Annotated in this window: 7 protein-coding genes; 5 read left to right on the top strand and 2 right to left on the bottom strand. The window is 72.3% G+C overall.

The window, feature by feature from the left end; genetic code table 11:
• A partial coding sequence (locus AOK23_RS36755; RefSeq protein ID WP_240496728.1) for an alpha/beta fold hydrolase occupies positions 1 to 1138 on the bottom strand: 1138 nt, incomplete at its 3' end.
• A gap of 360 nt (positions 1139 to 1498) precedes the next feature.
• On the opposite strand from AOK23_RS36755, the gene AOK23_RS36760 reads away from it, so the two are divergent.
• The 4 genes from AOK23_RS36760 (at position 1499) to AOK23_RS36775 (ending at position 3612) form a co-directional block, all read left to right on the top strand.
• On the top strand, positions 1499 to 1723 hold the full coding sequence (locus AOK23_RS36760) for a hypothetical protein (protein ID WP_055716840.1): 225 nt from the start codon (positions 1499 to 1501) through the stop codon (positions 1721 to 1723).
• A gap of 277 nt (positions 1724 to 2000) precedes the next feature.
• Positions 2001 to 2642, top strand: coding sequence for a TetR/AcrR family transcriptional regulator (locus tag AOK23_RS36765; protein ID WP_055514444.1), 642 nt, complete (start codon positions 2001 to 2003; stop codon positions 2640 to 2642).
• Between the two features lie 179 nt (positions 2643 to 2821).
• On the top strand, positions 2822 to 3049 hold the full coding sequence (locus tag AOK23_RS36770; RefSeq protein WP_055514448.1) for a DUF3107 domain-containing protein: 228 nt from the start codon (positions 2822 to 2824) through the stop codon (positions 3047 to 3049).
• A 293-nt stretch (positions 3050 to 3342) separates the two neighbouring features.
• On the top strand, positions 3343 to 3612 hold the full coding sequence (locus AOK23_RS36775) for a hypothetical protein (RefSeq protein WP_055716841.1): 270 nt from the start codon (positions 3343 to 3345) through the stop codon (positions 3610 to 3612).
• A 199-nt stretch (positions 3613 to 3811) separates the two neighbouring features.
• Here the strand turns inward: AOK23_RS36775 and AOK23_RS36780 are convergent, their stop codons facing one another.
• Positions 3812 to 4582, bottom strand: coding sequence for a ferritin-like fold-containing protein (locus tag AOK23_RS36780; RefSeq protein ID WP_055542434.1), 771 nt, complete (start codon positions 4580 to 4582; stop codon positions 3812 to 3814).
• A gap of 499 nt (positions 4583 to 5081) precedes the next feature.
• Between AOK23_RS36780 and AOK23_RS36785 the strand changes: the two genes are divergently transcribed.
• A partial coding sequence (locus AOK23_RS36785) for a DEAD/DEAH box helicase (protein WP_055716842.1) occupies positions 5082 to 7417 on the top strand: 2336 nt, incomplete at its 3' end.

The following is a 7417-nucleotide window of genomic DNA, read 5'->3' on the forward strand; positions in this document are numbered from 1 at the left end:
CGGGGACGGCCCCGTCCCCGGCGGAATCGTCGGCCTCGCCCTTCACCGGCTTGCCGTTCACGGACTCCCCGTTCACCCGCTCCGCGTCCGCCCCGTCCCGGGCCGACGTCGCCGAGCCCCGTACGACCGATTGCCGCGTCCCGGAGCCATGTCCCTCAGAGCCTCCCACACCGTCCGACGCCCTCCGGGCCGTATCGGCCAGCAGGTCGCGGAACGCCGCGGCGACCGCCTCCGGGTACTCCATCATGGCGACGTGCCCGGCGTCCGGCAGGGAGACGAGGCGCGAGTCGCGGAAGGCGCGGGCGGCGCGCTGGGCCATGCGGTACCCGACGAGCTGGTCGCGGCGGCCGTAGACGAGGAGCGTCGGGGCGAGGACCCGCTCGGCCTGGCGCCACAGCGAGTGCTGCCCGCCCAGGGTGTACGCGTCGACGATGCCGCGGGCGGACCTCGTCATCGCGTCCCACATATAGGGCAGCCTCAGGCGCCGCTCCATCTCCTCCACCGCGTTGCGGAAGCCCTCCTCCGTGACGCGGCCGGGGTCGCCGTAGCAGAGCGCCATGACTCCCCGGACGCGCTGCTCGGCGGTCCAGCCCTTGGTGAAGCGGGTGAAGAGCGCCGCGACACCCGGGACCGCGAGCATCCCGGTCGGCACCGCGGTGCGCTGCACACGCAGTTCGGGCAGCGCCGGCGACACCAGCGTCAGGGTCCGGACGAGGTCGGGGCGCAGGGCCGCGACGCGGGTGGTGACCGCGCCGCCGAGGGAGTTGCCGAAGAGGTGCACCGGGCCGCGCCCGGACGCGTCCAGATAGCGGATGACGGCACGCGCGTGTGCCGTCACCGAGTAGTTGCCGTCGTCCGGCGGCGGCGAGTCGCCGAAACCGGGCAGGTCGACGGCCTCGCTGGCCACCGACCCGTCGAGCAGCGGCATCAGCGCCGACCAGTTCTGCGAGGAGCCGCCCAGGCCGTGTACGTACAGGGCGGGCGGCAGATCGTCACGGGCCGGGGTTCTCGACCGAACCGCCAGAGTGATCCCCGGCAGGCGCACTGACCTGAGCCGCTCCCCCGGCGCCACGCGCACGGAACTCGCCTTCGGCGACGCGGTGGCGGTCATCAGGGACGGCAGCTCGGGCGAAGACATGCGGCAATGTTACGAGACGATCACGTAGTGGTTCATGTGTTCGCCGTCACAGATCGAGCCACGCACGGCGGGGTACCGGACCACGACGTGGTCACCGCGACCACGACGGAACCCGAAGCGACTCCCGCGACGGCGAGCGGCCACGTCACCCGACGCACCGCCACCGGCCGCCCCGTAGAACAACTCGTGGAAGAAGTAGAAGAACTCGTAGAACAGACCGTCCCGTCACCACCGGACCGCATAGCGCCACGTTCGGCTGTCTCCTAGGCTCGTAGACGACAAGGCACACCCGTACGTGGCCCCTGCCGCTTCACAAGGGTTCCGGCAGCACCGAGGCAGGAGCAGGAAGGGGAAACCACGATGGCCGTTGACCCCACCGATCCCGAGACGTTCACGGAGACGGAGGCCGATTCCGTGGAGATCGACGACGTCGAGGCCCCCGAGGCCGATGCCGCCGAGCAGCACACGTACGTCACCCCGGACCGGGACGACCCGTTGACCGACGTCGATCCTGGCGTCGCCAACCCGGCCGACCTCGCCGAACAGGCCCGGGTGGTCGACCTCGACGAGGACGACTACCGCTAGAGCGGACCCCTCGCCCGGGGACCGCCGGCGATCCGACCACGCCCGCGTGCCCGCAGGCGCCCCGACCCCGAGGACGACCGCCGGTGACGCGAAAGACGACGATCGGTGACGGGAAAGGGCTTCCTTCTGTCCGCCCTGCCCGCGTTTGACGTGGTCCGCGGCACTTTCCCAGGCGTCCGGTCCGTGAAATTCTGCGCTCGCACCGCGCGCGCCAGGGTTACCGAAAAGTACGATGGCGGCGCGGCGCACACCGCACATGGACGATTTGGGAGGCGGCGTGACAGCCATCGAGCAGACAGAGGCGGCACGCCCGCGGGGCACACGCCTTCCGCGCCGAGCCCGACGGAACCAGCTGCTGGGCGCCGCCCAGGAAGTCTTCGTGGCCCAGGGCTATCACGCGGCCGCGATGGACGACATCGCCGAGCGCGCCGGTGTCAGCAAGCCGGTCCTCTACCAGCACTTCCCGGGCAAGCTCGACCTCTACCTGGCCCTGCTGGACCAGCACTGCGAGTCCCTCATCCAGGCCGTGCGCGGCGCGCTCGCGTCGACGACCGACAACAAGCAGCGCGTACGGGCCACGATGGACGCGTACTTCGCGTACGTCGAGGACGAGGGCGGCGCCTTCCGGCTGGTCTTCGAGTCGGACCTGACGAACGAGCCCGCCGTGCGCGAGCGCGTCGACAAGGTCACGAACGAGTGCGCGGAGGCCATCTGCGACGTCATCGCCGAGGACACCGGTCTGTCGCGCGCGGAGTCGATGCTCCTCGCCTCGGGTCTGGGCGGGCTCGCCCAGGTCGTGGCGCGGTCCTGGCTGCACAGCGACCGCAGCGTCCCGCGCGAGCAGGCGGTCCAGCTGCTGGCGTCGCTGGCGTGGCGCGGCATCGCCGGCTTCCCGCTGCACGGCATCGAGCACCACTGACCGTCGCCCCGCGGCCCCGGACCGGTGCTCGGCACACCCCTGGTCCGGGGTTTTGTTCCCGCACCCTGTTCGCTCCTGGCGTTGCCGAGCGGAGGGTGGACGTCCCCTCACCGGGCTAATGTGTGCTGGGTACGGCGCGGACGCCCGCGCACTTCACTGACCGTCGGAGGGACATAGCCGTGGAGGTCAAGATCGGCGTGCAGCACGCGCCCCGCGAGATCGTTCTGGAGAGCGGTCAGAGTGCCGAGGAGGTCGAGCGTGCCGTGTCCGAGGCGCTGGCCGGCAAGTCGGCGCTGCTGAGCCTCACGGACGAGCACGGTCGCAAGGTGCTGATCCCTGCCGACCGTCTCGCCTACATCGACATCGGCGAGCCGACCGTCCGCAAGGTCGGTTTCAGCGCGCTGTAGCCGAGAGGCGCACGAGGCATACGGAGGGGCCCGGTGGTGTGAAACCACCGGGCCCCTCCGCATGCGTCCCTCTGCACCCCAGCGCGTTCCCATGCGCCCCAGCCCGTCCGCACGCGCCCTTCTCCCGGCTCATGCCCGTCCGCACGGCGCGCGCGTCTCCGGCTCCTCCACCCCCCGAAGCGCACATCGGAGCCACAACTCGTCCACAGAGGAGGATTGCGTTCCGTGACTCGCGGGTAGGACCGGCTACGACCGATTTGCCCAGGCCAGGCCGTGTGGGAGGGAACCCGATCATGTTCTTGGAAGCGCTCGGATCCGCACTCGTCGGACTCGCCCTCGCCTGGGCCGCCGTCGCCCGCCTGTCGCACCGTCTGCCGCCCCGCACGCTCGTCCTGCCGACCGGCGTGGCGGGCGCCCTCTTCGGCGCGTTCCTCACCCACACCGCCCTGGGCTCCACGAACTTCCTGGTGCTCCTGAGCGGCGGGGCGATCGTCGCCGCGGCATCGTTGTCGCTCCTGCTGCGGCCGACGGAGCGTTTTCGACGCAGCTCGGCCACCGCGTAGCCCGCGCAACGGCGAGCCCTCCGAAGAGACGCGGAGCCGCAGCGACCGCAGCGACATCCGCGGCGCCACCGAGCGGGCGCGACCGACCGCGCATGCCCCGCGGCCACCCACGGACACGCCGGGCGCCGCGTCCGACGGCGACTAGCCAGTCACGGAGTCAGCGGCTCACGGCGGCCGGGCGCCCAAAGCAACCAGTGGCTCACGCGGCCAGGCCGAGCGCCGCCATCCGCTTCGTGTGCGCCTCGGTGATCCGGGAGAACATCCGCCCCACCTCGGCCAGGTCGAACCCGTCGGCCACGCCGCCCACGAGCATCGTGGACAGCGCGTCCCGGTCGGCCACGACCCGCTGCGACTGCGACAGCGCCTCACCCATCAGCCGCCGCGCCCACAGCGCGAGCCGCCCGCCGACCCGCGGGTCCTCGTCGATCGCGGCCCGCACCTTCTCCACCGCGAACTCGGCGTGCCCGGTGTCGTCGAGGACGGCGAGCACCAGCCCGCGTGTGTCCGCGTCGAGGTGCGCCGCGACCTCCCGATAGAAGTCACTGGCGATCGAGTCGCCGACGTACGCCTTGACCAGGCCCTCCAGCCAGTCCGACGGCGCCGTCTGCTTGTGGAAGCCGTCGAGCGCGTCCACGAACGGCTCCATGGCGCGCGTCGGCTCCTCGCCGATCTCCGTGAGCCGGTCCCGCAGCCTCTCGAAGTGGTGGAACTCGGCGGCGGCCATCTTCGCCAGCTCCGCCTTGTCGACGAGCGTCGGCGCCAGCTTCGCGTCCTCCGCGAGCCGTTCGAACGCCGCGAGCTCCCCGTACGCCAGCGCTCCGAGCAGATCCACGACGGCGGCGCGGTACTGCGGATCGGCCGAGGCTTGGGCCCAGTCCTGGGCGGCGATGCCGGTGACCTCGGCGGTCTCGGCCGTCTCAGCGGTACCGGCGGCGTTCTCAGGCTTGTCAGACGTGGTCATGAAGCGCACAATAGCCCGCTCTGCGCAGGGCGGAAGGGCCCGGTCGATCGGTGTGACAACGACTACGTGACCAAATCGGCCATCGCATGTGCGCGTTTCCGGGGTATGGTGGTAATGCGCCTGCTGAGTACGTCGACGTACCACCGCGGTATCTCGACCGCCTCTCGACAGGCCGCACGCATGAGGATGCCCGGTCGGTGGCCCGATCGGCTCCGACCCGACAGCCCTCCTGTTCCGTACGGCACTCTGCGTACGGCGTCCGGAGGGAACCCCTCAGCGGTATGAGCGCTAGAGCGTCGGCAGTGGTCCCGTGCCACACGGCCAGCCCGTGAGGGCGGCCGATGTCCCCCAGGCACGGTCAGACGACACGACCCCCGCGCTCGCGCCACGCCGCGTACACAGAAGAGGCAGCACCCTGACTACGACTTTTCGAGATCTCGGAATCCTTCCCGAGACGGCCGAGGCCCTGGAAGCCGTCGGCATCATCACTCCCTTCCCCATCCAGGAGATGACGCTCCCGGTCGCCCTCTCCGGCACCGACGTCATCGGCCAGGCCAAGACCGGCACCGGCAAGACGCTCGGCTTCGGCCTGCCGCTCCTGGAGCGCGTCACCGTCCCCGCCGACGTCGAGGCCGGCCGCGCCAAGCCCGAGGACCTCACCGACGCCCCGCAGGCGCTCGTCGTCGTCCCCACCCGCGAGCTGTGCACCCAGGTCACCAACGACCTGCTGACGGCCGGCAAGGTGCGCAACGTCCGCGTCACCGCGATCTACGGCGGCCGCGCCTACGAGCCGCAGGTCGAGGCCCTGAAGAAGGGCGTCGACGTCGTCATCGGCACCCCCGGACGACTCCTCGACCTGGCCGGCCAGAAGAAGCTGAACCTGAAGCACGTCAAGTGCCTGGTCCTCGACGAGGCCGACGAGATGCTCGACCTGGGCTTCCTGCCCGACGTCGAGAAGATCATCAACATGCTTCCGCCCCGGCGCCAGACGATGCTGTTCTCGGCGACCATGCCGGGCGCGGTCATCGGTCTGGCCCGCCGTTACATGTCCCAGCCGACGCACATCCGTGCCACGGCCCCGGACGACGAGGGCGCGACGGTCCGCAACACCTCGCAGCACATCTACCGCGCGCACAACATGGACAAGCCGGAGATGGTCGCGCGCATACTGCAGGCCGAGGGCCGGGGACTGGCCATGGTCTTCTGCCGCACCAAGCGCACGGCCGCCGACCTCGCCGACCAGCTCAAGCAGCGCGGTTTCGCCTCCGGCGCGGTCCACGGCGACCTCGGCCAGGGCGCCCGTGAGCAGGCGCTGCGTGCCTTCCGCAACGGCAAGGTCGACGTCCTCGTCTGCACCGACGTCGCCGCGCGCGGCATCGACGTCGAGGGCGTCACCCACGTCATCAACTACCAGTCCCCCGAGGACGAGAAGACGTACCTGCACCGCATCGGCCGTACGGGCCGCGCGGGCGCCAAGGGCATCGCGATCACCCTCGTCGACTGGGACGACATCCCGCGCTGGCAGCTCATCAACAAGGCGCTGGACCTCGGGTTCAACGACCCGCCGGAGACGTACTCCACGTCCCCGCACCTCTTCGAGGAACTGAGCATCCCGGCGGGCACCAAGGGTGTCCTGCCGCGCTCGGAGCGCACGCGGGCCGGCCTCGACGCCGAGGAGCTGGAAGACCTCGGTGAGCCGGGTGGTCGCGGCGCCCGCGGGCGCGGCGGCCGTTCCTCCGGCCCGGCCCCCTCCGCGGAGCGTGAGCGCCCGGCGCGTACGCCGCGCCGTCGCCGCCGGACGCGCGGTGGCGCCACCGTGGACGCGACGGCCCCCGAGGCGACGGCGGTCACCGAGCCGACGCGGCCCACGGAGACGCCGGGCGCGTCCACCGAGGCCGACGCCGGCCCCCGTACGCCCCGTCGCCGACGCCGCACCCGCAGTGGCGCGACGCCGACGGCCCAGACGGTGACGTCGGCGGTGGAGGCGGAGGGGTCCGAGAAGGCCCTGGACGTCACCACCACTGACGCTGCGGACGCTGTGAAGGCTTCGGCCGTGAGCACGGTCGAGGATGTCCCGGACACCGCGGACACCGCTGGCGCCCTGCCTGCCGCCGACGAGGCGAAGCCGCGCCGCCGCCGCACGCGCAAGACGGCGTCGGCGGAGCCGGTCGAGGCTCCGGCCGCCGAGGTGACGGTCGACACGGCCGAGGGCACGGTCGCCGAGGAGGCCGCCCCGAAGACGCGTCGCCGGACGCGGAAGGCCACGGAGGCCCCTGCGGCTGCCGAGGCGCCCGCCGCCGAAGCCGCGCTCGACACGGCCGAGGGCACGCCCGCCGCCGAGGAGGCCGCGCCCAAGACCCGCCGCCGGACCACCCGCAAGACCGCGGAGGCACCGGTCGACGCAGCCGAGGCCGTGACCGAAGAGGCCGCGCCCAAGACGCGCCGCCGGACGCGGAAGGTTGCCGAGGCACCGGTTGACACGGTCGACGCGGTCGAGACCACGGTCGCCGAGGAGGCCGCGCCGAAGGCGCGTCGTCGTACGCGGAAGGCCGCAGAGGCCCCCGCGGCTGCCGAGGCGCCCGCCGCCGAAGCCGCGCTCGACACGGCCGAGGGCACGCCCGCCACCGAGGAGGCCGCGCCCAAGACCCGCCGCCGGACCACCCGCAAGACCGCGGCGACGGCCGAGGTCACGGGCGACGCCACGGCCGCCACCGAGGAGAGCGCGCCCAAGACGCGCCGCCGGACCACCCGCAAGACCGCGGAGGCACCGGTCGACGCGGCCGAGGCCGTGACCGAGGAGGCCGCGCCCAAGACGCGCCGCCGGACGCGGAAGGCCACGGAGGC

The organism is Streptomyces torulosus, from assembly GCF_001419765.1.
In the GTDB taxonomy this organism is placed as follows: Bacteria; Actinomycetota; Actinomycetes; order Streptomycetales; family Streptomycetaceae; genus Streptomyces; species Streptomyces torulosus.